Raw genomic sequence first — 19,345 nt, 5'->3', positions numbered from 1 at the left:
AAAATTTTAATTTGGGGAAATCTTTAAAATTTGGAACGCGGATGACGCTGGTTTGCTTTGGCAAAACGCTGATGGTGACGGATTCGCTAAAGCGAAGGGGATTGGGGCGGATTTTTTGGAACAGGGATTGGGGAAATCTTTAAAATTTGGAACGCGGATGACGCAGGTTTGCTCTGGCAAAACGCTGATGGTGACGGATTCGCTAAAGTGAAGGGGATTGGGGCGGATTTTTTGGAACAGGGATTAGGGAAATTTTGGGAATTTTCAGAATTTTAATTTGGGAGGAATCTTTATAATCTTTTGTGCACTTTAATTAATTTAAAGTCTTGTGGATGCTTTTCTTGTGTAACTTTTATGGTTTTGAAAAATAGTTGTGTTTTGGCAGGCGGATGGAGTAGGGTTAGTGGGTGATTTTGGGTTTATTTGATAGGGTGAAATTTTGAGTAACAATTTAAGGGCAAAGCGTATTAGAGTGTAAAAACCTTAAAAAAAATAAGAAACAGACCTGTAATGCTTTTATTTTTACTTTTATTGAATTTCAAATTAGAATTAGACTACCTGATATTTTTTTATTATCTTCATATTGCAAAAGCAATGTCTTTTTAATTCTGTTATCATTTAAAAAAAAAGCTGTGTGAAAGAACAAAATAGTTTAGATTCTTTATTTCACTATAATCCTTTACCTAATTTGGTTTATGATAGTGAAACTTATGAAATTTTGGAGGTAAATCAGGCTGCTATAGCTTTTTATGGTTACACTCGTTTGGAGTTATTATCTATGAATCTTAAAGATTTGCGTCCAGAAACAGAAGTTCCTAAACTTTATAAAGCTTTATCTAAGGTGGGTGTTACTACCGAGAACATAAATTTTGGAATTTTTGTTCATAAGAAGAAAAATGGTATGACTGTTTTGGTAGAGGTAAATGGTTATAAAGTTGTTTTTCAGAATCGTAATTGTATTTTAGTAACTTATCTAGATATAACAGAAAAGAAAAAAGAAGAACACCACTTAAAACTTCTCGAAAGTGTTATCAAGAACGCGAATGATGCCGTTATAATTACTGAAGCGATTCCAGTTGATGATTCAGGTCCTCGGATTTTGTATGTTAATCAGGCTTTTTCAAAGATGACAGGTTACACAGTGGATGAAGTTATTGGACAACCACCCAAGTTTTTGCATGGTCCCGATTCTGAAAAGGAGGAATTGGATAAACTCACTCAAGCCATGCAAGATTGGAAACCATGTGAAATTACGGTTTTAAATTACAAGAAGAACGGTGAGGAATTTTGGAATCAAGTTTCTGTTTCTCCTGTAGCTGATGAAGAAGGTCAATTTACCCATTGGATAGCAATTATAAGAGATGTCACGTTGGCTAAGAACGAACAAATCAAAAAAGATCTCTTAGCTAAAGTTACTACAGTTTTCAATCAGTCTCCTGATTTTTTATCGTCATTATTGCATTTATGTGAATTGTTGGTTGCATTTGGTAAGTTTAATTTTTGTGAAGTTTGGGTTCCGAATATAAAAGGAACAGCACTTCGATTAAGTGGTTCTTTTACGAACGATAGTATAGGTGAAAAATTTTATAGTAAAGCGAAGCACATTGAAGAGATTTCTTTTGAGGAAGGGTTGTTAGGTGCCGTTTGGAACAGTAAAACTATGCTTTTGTGGCATGGTCCAACCTTGAAGACAAGTTTTGTTAGAAAAGAAGCAGCGGCTGAGGCAGGAATTCATAGTGTTTTAGGAATTCCGTTGACTCACTTAGGACGGATGGTTGGTGTTTTAGTTATAGGAACTCAGGAATCAGAGACTAAAATAAAAAAATATGAGCCCATTTTTAATGATTTAGAACAATTCATAGGTTCTGAGCTCAATAGGAAGCAATTAGAAAGTGATTATGTAGAGTTGTTTAAAGCACTTCCTGATTTGATTTGTTTGATGGATTTTGAGGGGACTTTTCTTAAAATTAATCAATCGGGTTGTGATTTGTTGGAATATACAGAAAAAGAGCTAGTGGGTATCGCTTCCGATGTTTTTATTCATCCTTCCGATGTGGATGTTTTGAGTGATACCTTGCAAAAATTAAAACCTAACCAAACCATTTTTCAGTTTGAAAATCGCTACTTAACAAGATCGGGTAAGATTATTTGGTTGCGATGGCATTGTAATATAATGGAGGAAGAAAAGGTGATTTATGCTTCTGCCAAAAACAGTACGGAAGAAAAAAAATCCCATCAGTTGTATGAGGAAGCTTCACAAATGGCTAAAATTGGGAGTTGGGAACTTGAATTAAACCATCATAATGATACTGATTTTATGTACTGGTCCCCAATGGTCAAATCGATTTTAGAAGTGGCACCAGATTTTGTAGCGACGCTTTCTGGAGGGTTTGATTTTTTTGAAACAGCTAGTAGGCAAAGAATTGTTACTGCAGTAGCGGATCTTATTGCGACAGGAATTGAATTTGACGAAGAGTTGCTGTTAATTACTAAAACGGGTAAAGAAAGGTGGATACGTTGTATTGGGAATAGTGAACGGGTGAATGGTGTTTGTACAAAGATTTTCGGAAGCTTTCAAGACATCCACAAAATCAAGACTACTACTCTTCAATTGGAAGAAATTTTAGGAAGTATTTCAGACGCTTTTTATGCATTAGATCGCAATTGGAACATTACTTATTTTAATAAAGAAGCCGAAAATTTACTTTTAGAAAAAAGAGTTGCTGTTGTTGGTAAGAATTTTTGGGAGGTATTTCCATTAGTTTTGGGGACTTCTCTTGAAGCTGTTTATCGAAGTGTTGCAAAATCGGGTAGTGCTCAGAATTTGGAATATCGATATCCAGCTGATGATCGGTGGTATGAAGTGCATGTGTATCCTTCAAACGGTGGGATTTCTTGTTATTTTAAAAATATAGATGAGCGAAAAAGAGCAGCTGAAATCCTTAAAAAAGAGTATGAAGATAAAATTAAGATATTAGAGAGCATTGGGGATGCTTTTTTTACATTGAACTCCAATTTTGAGGTTACCTATTGGAATCAGACAGCGGAACGTATACTAAACATAAAAAGGGAAACTATTTTGGGGAAAAATCTATGGAGTTTATTTCCTGATGCAGTTCATTTGCCTTCATTTAGCAATTACAAAGAAGTACTGAGAACACGTAAACCAATGACTTTTGAGGATTATTATGGTGTATGGTTGGAGGTTAATGCTTATCCCTCTGATGAAGGGATTTCTGTTTTTTTTCGAGATATTACATTAAAAAAAGAAGCAGATCAACGTTTGTTGTTAGCATTTGAGGAAAAAAATCGAATTTTAGAGAGTATTGGAGATGCTTTTTTTGCACTGGATACGAATTGGATTGTTACTTATTGGAACAAAGAAGCTGAAAAAGTATTAGGGTTACAACGAGAGGCTATTGTTGGTAAAAATTTGTGGGATATATATGTTGATGCAGTGGATTCTGATTTTTACAGGTATTATCATAAAGCGATGGCTACTTCAGAAAATGTCAGTTTTGAAGCGTATTATCCTACATTAGATAAATGGTTTGAAGTTTCTGCTTATCCAAGTTCGGAGGGTCTTTCGATTTATTTTAAAGATATAACATTAAGAAAGCGAACTGATATTAAAGTTTTACAAGCCAATGAACGTTTTGAAAAAGTAACACAAGCTACTACAGACGCGATATGGGATTGGGATTTAGAAACCGATATTCTTTACAGAGGGAATGGTTTTGAAAAATTATTTGGCATAGAAGTGTCTAAAAACCTCAAGAGTGATGAGTTTTGGAACGATCATTTTTTTCCTGAGGATTTGGAAGTAATTAAAAAAAGTTTACAACAAAGTTTAGATGACCCTAATTGTGAATTTTGGGAAATGGAATACCGAATTTGTCATGCCAGTGGAGCGATTAAATCGGTTTTTGATAAAGGGATGATTATTCGAAACGAATCGGGTAAAGCAATACGAATGGTGGGTGCAATTAATGATATTAGTGATTATAAAAAGCACGAACAAGAGCTTCGTTATTTGAATAATATGCTTAAAACCCATATTCAAGAACTAGAATTAACCAATGAACAGTTAGAACAATTTGCTTATGTGGCTTCACATGATTTGCAAGAGCCGTTGCGAATGATTTCTAGTTTTTTAACCTTGTTACAATTGAAATATCATACACAATTGGATGAGAAAGCGAATCAGTATATCAATTTTGCAAACGAAGGAGCCAAAAAAATGAAGCAAATTCTTATGGATTTGTTAGAATACTCTAAGATAGGAGCGGCTTCGAGAACATCTGAAGCGATTGATATGTTTGATTTTTTTGAAGAATATAAATTTTTGAGAAGAGAGATTATGCATGAAAATAAGGTTCTTATTAACTATGTTGGTCCAGCTAAAATTAATAGTTATAGAACACCGCTAGTTCAAATTATTTACAATTTATTAGATAATGCTATAAAATATGCGAAACCCAATGTACCACCACAAATTCAAGTTTCAATAGAGGAAAGATCGGGGCGTTATTATTTCGAAGTATGTGATAATGGTGTTGGAATTGCATCCGAATATTTCAGTAAAATTTTTGTTATTTTTCAACGATTGGAGCACGAAAAAAAGCATGAAGGAACCGGTATTGGTTTGGCGGTAGTGAAAAAAGTAATTGAATCGTTAGGAGGTAAGATTGGATTGACTTCTGAAGTAGGAGCGGGTACCACGTTTTATTTTTCTTTAGCGATTCCTTAGTTTTTCAAACGTGTTTTTGGAACACGGATTTTTAAAATTTTAGGAATTGGAAAAATCTTTGTGTGATTTCATGTTTCAAGTTTCAGGTTTTTTGGGAACACAGATTGGGGAAATTTTGGAAATTTTTAAAATTTGGAACGCGGATGACACGGATTTGATGGATGGTTACGGATTTTTCTTTGTTTAGCTTTGTAATTAAATAAGGTTCGCTAAAGCGAAGGCGGATGGTGACGGATTTTGGAACACAGATCTTGAAAATTTTAGAAATTTTAATTGGGGGAGGAATCTTTGAAATTTGGAACGCGGATGACACGGATTTGCTTTGGCAAAACGCTGATGATGACGGATTTGCTAAAGCGAAGGCGGATGGTTACGGATTTTAGGAACACGGATTTTGAAAATTTTTACAATTTTAATTGGGGGAGGAATCTTTGAAATTTGGAACGCGGATGACACGGATTTGATGGATGGTTACGGATTTTTCTTTGTTTAACTTTGTGGTTAAATAGGGTTCGCTAAAGCGAAGGCGGATGTTGACGGATTTTTAGGAACACGGATTTGGGAAATTTAGGAATGGAAAAAATTATGGTGGTAAAGTGATTGTTTTTTTAGATTTTGGATGTTAAGTTCTTGGGCACGGAATCATTTTTAAAGAACTACAATGTTTACTATATTTGAAAAATAAAAACAAGTTGCATAGATGAAACCTTATATAGAGATAGCAGGAAGAAAAATTGGTCAGGATTATCCTCCTTTGGTGATTGCCGAAATTGGGATTAATCATGAAGGTTCGTTAGCAGTAGCCAAAGAAATGGTTGATGCTGCTTATAGTGCTGGAGTTGAAGTTGTGAAGCATCAAACGCATATTGTGGCTGACGAAATGAGTGGTGCTGCTAAGAAAGTCATACCTGGTAATGCCAATGTTTCCATTTATGAAATTATGGAACGATGTGCTTTAAATGAATCCGATGAATTAGCGTTGAAAGATTATGTGGAAAGTAGAGGGATGATTTTTATTTCTACTCCTTTTTCACGCGCAGCAGCGGAACGGTTGCGAAAATTTGATATTCCAGCTTATAAAATTGGATCAGGGGAGTGTAATAATTATCCGTTATTGGAGCATATTGCTTCTTTTGGGAAGCCTGTTATTTTGAGTACAGGTATGAATACTATCGCAAGTATTCAAAAAGCAGTAGCTATTTTTGACAAGCATCAAGTGCCTGTGGCTTTACTGCATACTACTAATTTATATCCTACTCCAATTCATTTGGTTCGTTTTGGGGCCATGATGGAAATGCATCAGGCTTTTCCTGATAAAGTATTTGGGTTATCTGATCATACACTAAACAACAATGCTTGTTTGGGAGCAGTAGCTTTAGGGGCTTCCATATTGGAACGTCATTTTACGGACCATATGGGTCGAACAGGACCCGATATTGTGTGTAGTATGGATGCACAAGCTTGTCGCGAATTGCGAGTTGCTTCTGCTGAAATTGCTCTGATGCGAGGAGGGACTAAAAATCCTGCTAAAGAAGAGCAAGTAACTATCGATTTTGCTTTTGCGACTGTTTGTTCTATTGCTTCCATTGAAAAGGGAGCGTTATTAACCAAAGAGAATATTTGGGTAAAGCGTCCTGGAACGGGAAAGATTCTGGCGGAACATTTTGATTCTTTATTAGGAAAAAGAGCGACTAGGTATATTGCTGCGGATGAACAATTAGATTTTGGGGATTTTGCGTAAGATTAACGTTTTTAATTCGTTATTTCTAGATTGTAATTTGAAGTGTGGTCTCGTGAAGTAAAACGAAGACGAGACTCTTTTAAAGAAAACAAATTAATCTCAATTTCGCTTCATATGACAAACAAAATGTATTAAAAAAACACATTTTAAATCCTTAACCAAATATCCTATATTTGCAACACGATAGTTGTAACAAAATGTCCAAAAAAATCCTATTTCTTACTGGTACACGTGCTGATTTTGGTAAAATGAAGTCCCTTATTCAAACTTTGGTAGTTCATCCAGAATTTGAGCCTTTTATTTTTGTGACGGGTATGCATTTGCAAAAAGAATACGGTTATACAGTGTTAGAGGTTGAGCGTTGTGGTTTTTTGAATCTGCACACTTTTGAAAATCATACACATGAAACTACGATGGATTTAACTTTGGCTAAGACTATTGAAGGACTTTCTGCTTATGTGAAATCTTGTAAGCCTGATATGATCGTGATTCATGGTGATCGGGTTGAAGCTTTGGCAGGAGCTATCGTGGGGAGTTTAAATAATATTTTAGTTGCTCATGTTGAAGGAGGAGAAGTTTCGGGCACGATTGATGAATTACTTCGTCATTCGACTAGTAAAATGAGTCATGTGCATTTTGTTGCAAATCAACAAGCAAAGAAGCGATTGATTCAAATGGGAGAATTAGAGGATGCTATTTTTATCATTGGATCACCTGATGTAGATATTATGTTTTCTGACACACTTCCCGAGCTTACAACCGTCAAAGAATATTATGAGATTGCCTATGATGCGTATGCAGTAGCCATGTTTCATCCAGTGACAACAGAAGCTACATTCATGCAAGACTATGCAGCTAATTTTGTAGAAGCTTTATTAACGGATCATCACAATTATGTGGTGGTATATCCCAATAATGATTTGGGAAGCCAAACCATTTTGAAATCCTATGAAAAGCTTAGCAATAATTCTCGATTTCGTATTTTTCCATCGTTGCGTTTCGAATATTTTTTAACATTATTGAAAAATGCCCAGTTTGTTATTGGGAATAGTAGTGCTGGAATACGTGAGGCTCCGTATTATGGATTGCCTATTATCAACATTGGGACACGTCAGCAAAATAGAGCGTTGCATGCAGACATTATCAATGTGGATTATTCCACAGCAAGTATAACAGCAGCTTTGCGTAATATTGCTATTCATAAAACACAACCAACAGAAAGCGATTTTGGTAAAGGAAATAGTGCTGAATTATTTTTGAAATCCCTTTTACAACCAGCCATTTGGCAACTCAATCATCAAAAACAATTTAGAGATATTTAAATGTTCTTCAATTCCCTATCCTTTGCTATTTTTTTACCCATCGTATTTTTACTGTATTGGTTTGTTTTCAATAAAAACAAAACCACACAAAATGCGGTATTGATTGTAGCGAGTTATTATTTCTACTCGTGTTGGGATTGGCGTTTTTTATTCTTATTAGTATTTTCTACTTTGCTGGATTATTTCAGTGCTATCATGATGGAGGACAGTACTTCTGATAAAAGACGAAAGTTGTGGTTGTGGTTGACTATTGGAATAAACTTAGGATTTTTAGGTGTTTTTAAATATTACGATTTCTTTGCCCAGTCGTTTGCCGATTTGTTAACGGGTTTTGGATTTCAAACGAATCCTGTTTTGTTGCAGTTGATCTTACCTGTTGGAATATCCTTTTACACCTTTCATGGATTGTCTTATGTAATTGATATTTACTACAAACGTATTACTGCAGAACGTAATTTTATAGATTATTCCCTGTTTGTAAGTTATTTTCCGCTATTGGTAGCGGGACCAATTGAAAGAGCTACCCATTTATTACCTCAGGTAAAGATTAAGCGCCATTTTAATTTTGAAAAGGCTAAAGAAGGGATATATCAAATTCTTTGGGGTTTAGTAAAAAAAGTAGTGATAGCGGATAGTTGTGCTACATATGCCAATGCTGTTTTTGATAATTATGAATCGATGAATTCGTTGTCTTTGGCATTAGGTGCGGTTTATTTTGCCTTTCAGATTTATGGCGATTTTTCAGGGTATTCGGATATCGCTTTGGGAACTTCAAAATTATTTGGTATCGATTTATTAAAGAATTTCAATTATCCCTATTTTTCAAGAGATATTGCCGAGTTTTGGCGTCGTTGGCACATTTCGTTGTCGTCTTGGTTTCGCGATTATTTGTACATTCCGTTAGGCGGAAGTCAAGGCGGTATATGGATGAAAGTGCGAAACACTTTTATCATCTTCTTAGTGAGCGGGTTTTGGCATGGTGCTAACTGGACTTTTATTGTGTGGGGGTTTTTGAATGCGATGTATTTTTTGCCTTTATTACTACAAAATAAGAATCGTTCTAATATGGGTGAAATCGTGATGGGTTGGGATTTCAATAGTGTGAAAACCATCCTAAATATTTTAGGTACCTTTATTTTGACTACCCTAGCATGGATTTTTTTCAGAGCACGATCGATTTCGGAAGCACTTGGATATATTCAAAAAATGGTGACTGATTTTCAGTTTGATTCGCAGTATTTGAGTAATGAACGGTACAATTTTGAATTGGTATTTTTAGTCCTTGTTTTTGTTTTGGTGGAATGGTTCAATCGTTCCAAAATTGAACCTTTGTCGGGAAAAGCAAGTTGGATAAAAGTGACTTTGGCAATTATTGCTTTGTTAGCTTTAGGGGTATATTCCGATTATAAAGCATTTATTTATTTTCAATTCTAATGAAACAGTTTTTATTATTTATCGGAAAAATTATTTTAGTGCTTTTGCTTTCTGCGATTGCATTGGATTTTATTTATACCCTAGTATTTGCGCAATCTGATACTCGGAATAAGGTGGAAAATGTGATCAACTCTAAACCACAAAAGTATGATGTAATTGTTTTAGGAACCTCAAGAGCCAATAACCATTTTGTATCGGAGTTGTTTGAAAAAGAGGGCTTGAAAACCTTTAATTATGGTATGAGTGGTTCGCATTTATTTGAAACGTCATTGCTGTTGAAATTAATGGTAGAACGCGGATGGAAAATAAAAAATGTTATCGTGGAGACCGATTTGAATTTGTCTAATGAAAAGCGTGATGATGGAACTTTCGGTCGTTTCATGCCGTTTCTTCATCAATCGAAAACCATTACGGAGCATTTTAAAAATGAAAATGATTTTACAGAATTGTATTATATTCCGTTTTATCGTTATATTCGATTTGATGCAAAAGTAGGGTTTCGGGCTTGGTATAAAACTTTGATTAATGAACCTACTAATATCTTGCATCATAAAGGGTATTATCCGCTTGGGTTTAATCCGAAGGCCAACATGAAAAATAATATTGAAGGTTTAGTGCCTTTACGTAATCGGTATTACGAAGAAATTAAGCAAATTTGTAAGGCAAATGATATCCATTTGATTGCGGTAACGACTCCTATGTGTGCGAATGTAAAGGGAATGGATTATTTTAAAAAGGTAAAAGCGTTGTATCCGGAAATTAAGGAATTTGAACATGTAGTAGAAGGAGATGAATATTTTTCTTCATGTGGTCACTTGAATGACAAAGGGGCGAGGTTGTTTACGGCTACAATTATTAAAGCGTTAGATTTTAAAAATGAGTGAAACCAAACGAAAAATAATGCTTCTTTTTCCCGATGGTGTTGGGATACGAAATTATTTGTATTCCCATGTGTTTAAAGGAAGAGAAGCTGATTTGTTTTTATTTCATGCGTTTGATTCTAAGGCAGAAAAGGAAGTAACAGCAATCACAAAAATTCAAAGTACTCTTACTATTCCTAAATATTCAGAATCCTTAAAAGAAAAGTTTCTCAGAGAGTTAATTTGTTTGGTTCGTTTGAAGCACAATGCTAAACTCGTAAATAATCCTACTATTTTAACCAATTGGAACACCAATCATAAAGGTTTTTTAAAGAAGTTATTTTATAAATCTATCGAATTAGCATCGTATGGATTTTCGAGTTATCAACGTATCTTAAAACTTGAAAAAAGGTATCAAGAAGCCATTAGAAATTCGAATTTTTATGATGAAGTGCGAGAAATTCTAATTGCTACTGCGCCTAAAAAAATATTTTGTTCCCATCAACGAGGTGTTCAATGTGCCCCTATTTTTGCTGCTGCAAAAGATTTAGGAATTGAAACCATTACAGTAATTTATTCATGGGACAATTTGCCAAAAGCAAGAATGGCGTTACAAGCAAACAAGTATTTGGTTTGGTCAGATTATATGAAACAGGAATTAAAAATGTATTATCCTGAAATTAAAGAACCACAAATTTTTGTAACAGGAACACCTCAATTTGAATGTTATCACCAGCCTGAAAACATAATTCCGAAAGAAGTTTTTTATGAAAGATATAATTTAGATATCCACAAAAAAATTATTTGTTATTCAGGTGATGATGTTAAAACTTGTCCAGATGATCCTCAATACTTGGATGATTTAGCAGACGAGTTAGTAAAAAATAATTTAGATTCTGAATACCAAATATTGTTGAGGCGTTGTCCAGTAGATATTTCAGGGAGATTTGAGACAATTGTTGCGAAATATCCTAATTTAATAAAGCAGGCGCCTCCTTTATGGCATTTTGAACCCAATGGTAGTTGGACTACCATTTATCCGTTACCTGAAGATGTAAAATTATTGGTTTCAACGGTTTATTATAGCGAAGTAGTTGTTAATTTAGGTTCTACAATGGCGTTTGATTTTGGGATGTTTGAAAAGCCTTGTATTTATATCAATTATGATCAAAAGTATAAAGTGGATGTAAATTGGTCGGTACACAATATATATAATTTTCAACATTTTAAAAGTATGCCAAGCACTGACGTTGTTAAGTGGTGGACAAAAAAAGAAGAATTATCCAATTTACTCTTTGATTTGCAATATAATGAGGTTACTCATCGTTGGATAAAAACTATACTTGAAGATTTTAAACATTCATCTAGAAACATTACTAATGTAATTCATAACTAAATGCACATCTGTTTCCTAACCAACGAATATCCAAAAACAGGCTTTCCTCATGGTGGAGTAGGTAGTTTTGTAAAAACTTTGGCAGCAGCTTTGGTAGCTAAAGGAAATCAAGTTACCGTTGTAGGATTGAATTATGTGCCTTCTGATGAAACCGAAAATGTTGATGGTGTGAACGTAATTCGAATTCGAAAAAGTAAAGTAAAAGGATTGGCTTGGTATTTTAATTCGAGAAGAATAGCGAAAACTATTGCAGCAATTCACAGCAAAAATCCTATACATATAATAGAAGGAGCCGAGTTGGCTTTTGCTTTTTTACCTAAGATTAAAGGGATTTCCTATGTGATTCGGCTGCATGGAGGGCATCATTTTTTTGCAGAAGCGGAAAATAGAGGCATTGCTAAATGGAAAGGATTTCAAGAAAAACGCTCTTTTGCTAAGGCAGATGCTTTTGTAGCTGTTTCTCGTTATGTTAAAAGTCATACGGCCAAGTATTTGAGTTATCATAATAAGCCTATAGAAGTTATTTTTAATCCAATTAATCATGATTTGTTTCATCCCATTGCTATGTTACAAGATGCTAACAACATTACTTTTGCGGGTACTATTTGTGAGAAGAAAGGTGTTCGGCAATTGCTACAAGCTTTTCGATTAGTAAAAGAACACTTTCCTAATGCTGTTTTGAACTTATATGGAAGGGATTGGTTTTTTCCAGACGGGCGTTCTTACATTAAAATGTTGCAAGAGACCGTATTACCTGAGTTAGGTGTTTTTTCAAAAGATGTTCACTTTCATGGTGCTATTGCTTTTGATGCGATACCGGGTGTTTATGCAAAGGCTGCGGTTTGTGTGTTTCCTTCCCACATGGAAACTTTAGGATTAGTTGCCCCAGAGGCAATGGCGATGGAAAAAGTTGTCATTTTCACAGCATTAGGTCCGGGTCAGGAAGTAATAGTTGATGGACAAACTGGTTTTCTTTGCAATCCACATGATACTGCTGATCTAGCAAGCAAAATAATGTATGTTTTAAAGCATCAAGAAGCAGTCGTTAGTATCGGAAAGCAGGCAAGAATTTCCGTTATGAAACAATTTGAAAAAGAGGCTGTTTTGACAAAAAATCTTAGGTTTTATGGAAGTATTGTAACAGCGCTTTAAATAATCGTTTTAGTTGTAATTTTTTTGGAGTTATAAAATTTCTTGTGTACCAAGTGTAAGTGTTAAACTGTTGTAAAGGCTTTCACTATTTATTTCGTCTTTTAAGAGATAAAGCGATACGCCCAAATCAATTGACTTTTCTGCAACTTTTACATCGGAATATCCTGTTAGTACTATTACGGGGGTATTAGGGGATTTTTCTAAAACAGATTGAACTAATTCTAAACCATTTTTATCAGGAAGCGATAAGTCTAATATAACAACATCAACCGACTTTGGTTGGTTTTGAATGTAACTATCAAAATCTGAAAAACGTATAAAACGAGTAATTGTGATTTTATTGACTTTTTCAGATATGTATTCTTGCAGTAGAAAAAAGTCACCTTCATTATCTTCTATAACTGCAAGGTTATAATTTTGTGTGTCTTTAAACATATTAATTTTTACCCGATAGCATTACGGTTTGAAACCAAAATTTACTCAATATTTTGATGGTTTCGAAAAAGTCGTTAATGTCGGTAGGTTTAGTAATGAAACAATTGGCATAATTTTCATACGTTTTATTGATGTCAACAGATGCCGATGAAGTCGTTAAGATAATGACGGGGATGTGTTTTGTTTTTTCGTTATTTTTTATTTGGTAGAGTACTTCATGGCCATTTAATAGCGGCAAATTAATATCTAATAATATGATGTCTGGATATGCATTTTTTGGTTTTTGATCGGTTTCAATGCCCAAATAATTCAATGCCTCTTTTCCGTTTTTAACTACATTTAAATTGGAATCTATTTGACACTCTTCAAATGCTTCCGCCGTTAAAACAATATCTCCTTCGTTGTCCTCCACCAGTAAGATTTCAAATTTCTTCATGTTTTAATGTGTTTATGTTTTTAATTTTATCTAAAGGTATACTTTTTATTGATTACTAATAAAAAAAAATAATGAATTGTATTTTATTTAGTTTTTTTCTAATTAATTTTTAGGAAGTGTAAAATAAAAGACACTACCTTGATTTACTTCTGATTCTAACCATATTTTGCCCCCTAGATTTTCAATCAATTTTTTAACAATGGCCAACCCTATTCCGCTTCCCGTTTGTATTTCAGTTGGATGAACTCTTTGAAACAGTACAAATATTTTTTCAAAGTAAGATTTGTCAATTCCTAAACCATTGTCTTTAACAGCAAAACCCCACATTTTATCGCCAGCATTGAATTCGGATATTTCGATAGTTGACGCAACATTATCTCTTGAATATTTAATTGCATTCCCTATTAAATTTTGAAAAATTTGTGAAATAGGAGAACGATAGCCCTTTATTTCAGGTAAATTTTGAAACGATATTTGAATTTCTTTTGTTTCAATGGTTGCCTTGTTGTATGCAATAATTTGATCGATCACCTCACTTACTTTTATTTTTTCAGGTTTATCTGAATGTTTTCCTGCTTTTGAGAACTCTAAGATGTCTAAGATAATGTTTTTCATTCTTTTGGCGCCATCTACAGCAAAGAAGATGTATTTTCTTCCTTTTTCATCTAGTAAATGGTCGTATTTTTTTTCCAGTTGGGTTAAAAAGTTGGTTATCATTCGCAAGGGTTCTTGTAAATCATGCGATATAATATAAGCAAAGTATTCTAGCTCTTTATTTACATTCGCCAATTCTTGAGCACGGTCATTCAATACCTGATTTAAGTTCTCTAGATCCTTCGTTTTTTCCGCTACCAATTTTTTGAGTACTAAAGGTTGTTCGGCCAAGTGACGAATAAAAAGAGTTAAGATTAAGCATAATAATAGTCCTTGAAGCGAGAATTCAAGAGCTCTTTTATGGTGTACGGGATTGTTTAGTTTTACATACAGAAACCATTCGCCAGAAGAAAGATAAGTCTTGTGGTAAATGTCTTTTTTGGTATCGATTTTATTATTAAAAAAAGTCTTTATTTCACTGTCTTCAGTGCTGTTTTTGACAATTTGATAGGTGAAATTTTTGTTTAGCCCTTTTTCATCCATTTTAATGGTTTCTAGTAAGGTTTCAAGTCTGATTAAGATAACAGCAAAACCCCAAAGTTTGTTGTTTTTATAGATAGGTTCACGACCTAGAATTCCTTTGCCTCCTTGCACTAAATTAATGGGACCTTCAAAATAAATTTTGTTATGTTTTACCGCATTTTCAATGGCATCTAAATGCTCTTTTTCCGTTTTAATATCAAAACCGATAGCAGCTTCGTTTCCTTTAATGGGGTATGTTTTTAAGATTTTAGTTCCTTCAACAATTTGCAAAGCATCAATAAATTTATTTTCAGACAGCAGGTCTTTAGCGACAGTTTCAAAGTTTTCTTCATATAAATTTTTTTCAACTAAAAAAGCAACAATTTTAGTAGCGTTGTAGCTATAATTGATAGCGCTATTTAATTGGTTTTTTATGTGAGTGGCTTCTTCTTTTGCTATATTGAATTGGTTGTCTTTTTCAATACAAAAAATTTTGTAAGCAATAGATTGTGTAATTGCTAGCAATATGATGAAAGCTAAGAGTGCTAATTGGTTTGGTCCATAACCAAACGATAGATTGATTTTTTTCATTTTTTTGGTAGTGTAAAATAAAAGGTGCTTCCTTTTCCGAATTCTGAATCTACCCAAATTGTACCGCCTAAATTTTCAATTTGTTTTTTTACTATAGCCAGTCCGATTCCGGTACCACTGAATTCGTTTTTAGTGTGAAGTCTTTGAAAAATTTCAAAGATTTTTTGTTGGAATTCCTTTTGGATTCCGATTCCGTTATCTTCTACACTAAAAAGCCAGTGACTTTCTTTGTCATGAGCAACAACTTTTATTATAGGCTTTGTTTGTGGGGTTTTATATTTAAGGGCATTTCCAATTAAATTGTGAAAAATTTGCATTATTGGTGTTTTGAATGAATGGATAACAGGCAAATCCTGATATTGAATTTTAGCCTTAGTTTCTTCAACCGTTTTATTATTTATTTTCCAAATATCGTTAATTATTGCTTTTATATCGATGCTTTCCATTTCAATATCGGCATCTTTTCCAATTTTTGAGTATTCTAGGATGTCTAAAATGATATTTCGCATTCTCAGAGCGCCATCTACAGCAAACTGAATATATTGTTTTCCTTTATCGTCGAGTTGGTTGTAATATTTTTTCTCAAGTTGTGTTAAAAAACTGGTTATCATTCGCAAAGGTTCTTGCAAGTCGTGAGACGCTATATTGGCAAACTGTTCTAATTCTTCATTCGAGCTAATTAGTTCTTTGGTTTGTGCTTCTAATTTTTTATTTAAGAGTTTTAAGGATTCTTCTTGTTTTTTTCTTTCCGTAATGTCTTGGATGGCACCGACAATACGGGTTGCCATTCCAAATTTGTCTCTTATGAGTACACATCGGTTTACTACATACGCATAGGTTCCATCTGCTCTTTTATAACGATATTCTGCTTCCCAATTTTTGATTTCAGCATTGGCTATTGCTTTTTTAAGTGATGCTACAACACCCGTTGCATCCTCAGGATGCATTGATGATTCGATTAGTTGTATGACATTTGAATTGTAAGTTTTTCTTGGGATTTCGTGTCCAAATAATTTTCTAAAACCTCTTCCTCTGTATAAGAGATTTATTTCCATGTTCCAATCCCAGATGGCGTCATTGGTTGCGGAAGTTGATTTTTCAAAGCGTTCGTTGGAGGCGATTATTTCTTCTTCGTATTTTTTTGTTTTAGTAATATCTTTGAAATATACTGACAAACCAGAATCTGAAGGATAAATATTGATGTCAAGCCAAGCATTTAAATCCTCAAAATAGTCTTGAAAAGCAATGTTTTTATCTTTTTTCATGTTTTGAAAACGCTTCTCTTGATATTTTTTCCCAATTAATTTAGCACAAGCTTCCCAAAAGTTCTTTCCAATTACATAATTCCGGTTGTATCCTGTTACTCTCTCGGATTCTTTATTCCAGTAGGTGATGATCCAATTATTGTCTACCGTAAAAAAAGCATCACCAATACTTTCTAGAATGTTATTGCGTTCGTTTAACGAATTCTCTAGTTCTTTTTTCGAGTTGGTTCTTTGAATTTTTGTAGTAAGATTTACAGCAATATTAAACAAGAATGATGTTTCACTGATGTTCCATTTGCGTTCTAAATTATTATCGATAAAGACAATGCCGCCATATAAAGCGTTGTTTATCATTATGGGAAGAATGATAACTGACTTTAGTTTTTTTGTCGTTGCTTTTCCATTCAACAGTTCGGCATTGGAACCAAAATAAGTTACCCCTCTTTGTAACGTTTTGTAGATAGACGTTTCTTTATTAATCTCTTTTAATGTTGGAAATTTCTTGGAATTTTTTTTTCCATTTTTTAACCATTCAAACTTTTGAATGTATAGGATTTTGTTTCTTTTTTTGTTTTCATGGATTTCTAAAAATTGAACACCATCTGCATTCATTATTTTAGCTGTTGTTTCTAAAATATTGTTGATGGATTGTTTCCAATCTTCTGTTTGTAATAGTTCGGTATTGATTTGAGTTATAGCTGCTAGATAGTTGTTTTTTTTAGCTAAATCTAATTCGTTGTTTTTTTGTTTTTCAATATTTTGAATACTACCAAATATTTTTTTACATTCCTTTTTAGTATTCATTTCAGATTGGGCGATGCATCTAATCCATTTCAAGTTGCCGTCTTTGGTTTTAATTTGAAATTCGGTATCAAATTTATTTCCTGAGTGAATTAATTTCTGAATCAGATTGTTTATTTTGGCTTTGTCTTCGTTGTGAAAGAATTGGATGAATTCATCAAAAGTGACTTCGTCTTCACGATCTAAATCGAAAAGATCTTTGATGACGTTTGACAAATAAATATGTTGCTCCTTTTTTTCAAAAGAAAATTCCCAACTTCCAATTTCGGCTAGTTTGGCGGTTTCACTAAACAATTTTTGAAGTTCAATGATGTCTGTAATGTGTCTTCCATAAGCAAATGCTAATTTTTCATCGCCAAAGGGGTCTGATGAACTCCAAGAAATCCATTTATAATCACCATTTTTTGTGCGATATCGATTGACAAAATTAAAAGCATTTCTAAAACCATTTATTGTTTTTTTATATTCTTTCTTAGAAGCTATTAAATCTTCTTGATGGATAAAGTTTGAGAAGGGTTGAGACGTAATCTCCTCTTCTGCATATCCAAGAAGTTTACAAAAAGCGGGATTTACTTTGGTAAAGTAACCCTCTTGATTGACTGTGGCAATGATATCGGGAGCACTTTGAAACATCAAGAAATGCATTTCTTCTTGGTGTTTTCTCTTTATTTCGGTGTTGAGCAGGTTTCCTAAATTTAGTAGCGGATCCGTTTTGGTAAAATCCTTCGCTATGTTTTCATTAGCATAAACGATTAAAACCCCTTCAAAATTAGAATTGTGTGTAATAGGTAATCCTAGAGCCGTAATATTTTTTTGAGTGTTTTGCGATGGATTGTTTTCATGGTTTGTTTTTTCAAACCTGTTTTCAATTTCACCTGTTTCCCAGACACGACCGGGTAAACCATCTCCTTTTTTATATATTTTTATTTTTTTATTTAAGATGTGATTTTTGTTTTCGGGTCTACTTTCAGCACAAACTTGTTTTAAAACGTTATTTTGATTGTCCAATAGCCACAATTCTGCACCTAAGAATTCGCCATAGGTAATTAAAAAACGCAAAGCATCTCTTAGAAGCTCCTTTAGTTTTTTATTTTGGCTGAATAAAATTGAGAATTGGTTTTGTGCTGTTTTTTGAATTTCTATGATTTTTTTTTCGGAAGTATCCCGAATCACTCCAATCATTTTTAAAGGCGCACCTAATTCATTTCGTATGATTATGGAAGACTCTTCAACATAAGCATACGACCCGTCTTTTCGTCTTAGTCTAAATTCGTTTGTCCATTGATTTTGATTGGGATTGTGAAGGTATTCAAACCATGAATCTTTGGTTCTTTCACTATCAATAGGGTGCATGATTTCGGAAAGATCGTGATTTCGAAACTTTTTGTTAGTTATTTCATAGCCAAAGATTCTTGAAAAACTTTCTCCCCAGTGAAACTCATCTTGAACGACATCCCATTCATAGATGATATCTTTGGTAATTTTGTTAAGTAATTCGAATCTTTCGTTACTTCGTTGTAGGGTTTGTTGGGTATTAATTAAATTAGAGACTTCAAGGCTGTTTATGACAATGCCTCCAACAGCGGGATCGTTTAATAAATTTGTTCCTGTAGATTGAACCCAACACCATGTATTGTCTTTCTTTTTAAATCGATAAGGAGAAGATTGAATACGTCCAGATGCTAAAATTTGTTGGAATTCACTTTGAATTAATGGTACATCGTCTGGATGGATGAAATCAAATCCATTATAACCAATTAAATCTTTCTCGGTGTAACCGAGAATATTTAAATGATTGGGACTTATAAAAGTGTAATTGCCAATTGTGTCAAGAACAGCTGTTAGGTCTGCACCATGTTGCACAAGTGCTTTGTATCTTTTTTCACTATCGCTTATTTTATTTTCGTTGATTACTTTTTCAGTAATGTCTTTAAGTGCTATAATGGTATTTTCTTCTTCATTGTCATGAAGCGATAGTTTGGCAATGCTGTATTCTAAGATAATTTCATCGATTTTATTTTCTTTCGCTTTTCTCATTTTTTTTTT

The 19,345-nt window shown here is 33.7% G+C and carries 12 protein-coding genes; 8 read left to right on the top strand and 4 right to left on the bottom strand.

The genetic code is table 11. The features are described 5' to 3' along the window. Positions 1 to 634: 634 nt before the first annotated feature. The 8 genes from BUE95_RS07755 (at position 635) to BUE95_RS07725 (ending at position 12,655) form a co-directional block, all read left to right on the top strand. The gene (locus tag BUE95_RS07755; RefSeq protein ID WP_073583110.1) at positions 635 to 4,750 is read left to right on the top strand and encodes a PAS domain S-box protein; all 4,116 of its coding nucleotides are present in this window, start codon (positions 635 to 637) and stop codon (positions 4,748 to 4,750) included. Between the two features lie 224 nt (positions 4,751 to 4,974). Next, entirely contained in the window at positions 4,975 to 5,133 is a 159-nt protein-coding gene (locus tag BUE95_RS13640; RefSeq protein ID WP_159433499.1) for a hypothetical protein, read from the top strand. Between the two features lie 317 nt (positions 5,134 to 5,450). Further along, positions 5,451 to 6,491, top strand: a complete 1,041-nt coding sequence (locus tag BUE95_RS07750) for an N-acetylneuraminate synthase family protein (RefSeq protein ID WP_073583108.1) — start codon at positions 5,451 to 5,453, stop codon at positions 6,489 to 6,491. 197 nt (positions 6,492 to 6,688) lie between these two features. Then, entirely contained in the window at positions 6,689 to 7,813 is a 1,125-nt protein-coding gene (neuC, locus tag BUE95_RS07745; RefSeq protein WP_073583106.1) for a UDP-N-acetylglucosamine 2-epimerase, read from the top strand. Beyond that, on the top strand, positions 7,814 to 9,247 hold the full coding sequence (locus BUE95_RS07740) for an MBOAT family O-acyltransferase (protein WP_073583104.1): 1,434 nt from the start codon (positions 7,814 to 7,816) through the stop codon (positions 9,245 to 9,247). Continuing rightward, the gene (locus BUE95_RS07735; RefSeq protein WP_073583102.1) at positions 9,247 to 10,131 is read left to right on the top strand and encodes a hypothetical protein; all 885 of its coding nucleotides are present in this window, start codon (positions 9,247 to 9,249) and stop codon (positions 10,129 to 10,131) included. The genes BUE95_RS07740 and BUE95_RS07735 overlap by 1 nt, the downstream gene beginning before the upstream one ends. Then, complete coding sequence (locus BUE95_RS07730; RefSeq protein WP_073583100.1) at positions 10,124 to 11,503, top strand: hypothetical protein; 1,380 nt, start codon at positions 10,124 to 10,126, stop codon at positions 11,501 to 11,503. Before BUE95_RS07735 ends, BUE95_RS07730 begins: the two co-directional genes overlap by 8 nt. Further along, positions 11,504 to 12,655, top strand: a complete 1,152-nt coding sequence (locus BUE95_RS07725) for a glycosyltransferase family 4 protein (protein WP_073583098.1) — start codon at positions 11,504 to 11,506, stop codon at positions 12,653 to 12,655. 30 nt (positions 12,656 to 12,685) lie between these two features. Here the strand turns inward: BUE95_RS07725 and BUE95_RS07720 are convergent, their stop codons facing one another. The 4 genes from BUE95_RS07720 to BUE95_RS07700 form a co-directional block, all read right to left on the bottom strand. After that, positions 12,686 to 13,090: a response regulator gene (locus BUE95_RS07720; protein ID WP_073583096.1), complete on the bottom strand. Its 405-nt coding sequence runs from the start codon at positions 13,088 to 13,090 to the stop codon at positions 12,686 to 12,688. A gap of 1 nt (position 13,091) precedes the next feature. Further along, positions 13,092 to 13,526 carry a response regulator gene (locus BUE95_RS07715; RefSeq protein WP_073583094.1) on the bottom strand — a complete coding sequence of 145 codons (435 nt, stop codon included), beginning with the start codon at positions 13,524 to 13,526 and terminating at the stop codon, positions 13,092 to 13,094. A gap of 102 nt (positions 13,527 to 13,628) precedes the next feature. Beyond that, positions 13,629 to 15,233, bottom strand: a complete 1,605-nt coding sequence (locus tag BUE95_RS13500; RefSeq protein ID WP_084530248.1) for an ATP-binding protein — start codon at positions 15,231 to 15,233, stop codon at positions 13,629 to 13,631. Then, the gene (locus BUE95_RS07700) at positions 15,230 to 19,336 is read right to left on the bottom strand and encodes a PAS domain-containing protein (RefSeq protein ID WP_073583092.1); all 4,107 of its coding nucleotides are present in this window, start codon (positions 19,334 to 19,336) and stop codon (positions 15,230 to 15,232) included. Before BUE95_RS07700 ends, BUE95_RS13500 begins: the two co-directional genes overlap by 4 nt. Between the last annotated feature and the right edge of the window lie 9 nt (positions 19,337 to 19,345).

This window comes from Flavobacterium cucumis, assembly GCF_900148835.1.
Taxonomy (GTDB): domain Bacteria; phylum Bacteroidota; class Bacteroidia; order Flavobacteriales; family Flavobacteriaceae; genus Flavobacterium; species Flavobacterium cucumis.
The sequence above is the reverse complement of the archived record's forward strand: the minus strand, read 5'-3'. Positions and strand labels throughout refer to the sequence as shown.

Bases quoted from the DNA above. Each gene is read 5' to 3' on its own strand.
- BUE95_RS13640 (WP_159433499.1), top strand. From the start codon at position 4,975: ATGGTGACGGATTTTGGAACACAGATCTTGAAAATTTTAGAAATTTTA.
- BUE95_RS07750 (WP_073583108.1), top strand. From the start codon at position 5,451: ATGAAACCTTATATAGAGATAGCAGGAAGAAAAATTGGTCAGGATTAT.
- neuC (WP_073583106.1), top strand. From the start codon at position 6,689: ATGTCCAAAAAAATCCTATTTCTTACTGGTACACGTGCTGATTTTGGT.
- BUE95_RS07740 (WP_073583104.1), top strand. From the start codon at position 7,814: ATGTTCTTCAATTCCCTATCCTTTGCTATTTTTTTACCCATCGTATTT.
- BUE95_RS07735 (WP_073583102.1), top strand. From the start codon at position 9,247: ATGAAACAGTTTTTATTATTTATCGGAAAAATTATTTTAGTGCTTTTG.
- BUE95_RS07730 (WP_073583100.1), top strand. From the start codon at position 10,124: ATGAGTGAAACCAAACGAAAAATAATGCTTCTTTTTCCCGATGGTGTT.
- BUE95_RS07725 (WP_073583098.1), top strand. From the start codon at position 11,504: ATGCACATCTGTTTCCTAACCAACGAATATCCAAAAACAGGCTTTCCT.
- BUE95_RS07720 (WP_073583096.1), bottom strand. From the start codon at position 13,090: ATGTTTAAAGACACACAAAATTATAACCTTGCAGTTATAGAAGATAAT.
- BUE95_RS07715 (WP_073583094.1), bottom strand. From the start codon at position 13,526: ATGAAGAAATTTGAAATCTTACTGGTGGAGGACAACGAAGGAGATATT.
- BUE95_RS13500 (WP_084530248.1), bottom strand. From the start codon at position 15,233: ATGAAAAAAATCAATCTATCGTTTGGTTATGGACCAAACCAATTAGCA.
- BUE95_RS07700 (WP_073583092.1), bottom strand. From the start codon at position 19,336: ATGAGAAAAGCGAAAGAAAATAAAATCGATGAAATTATCTTAGAATAC.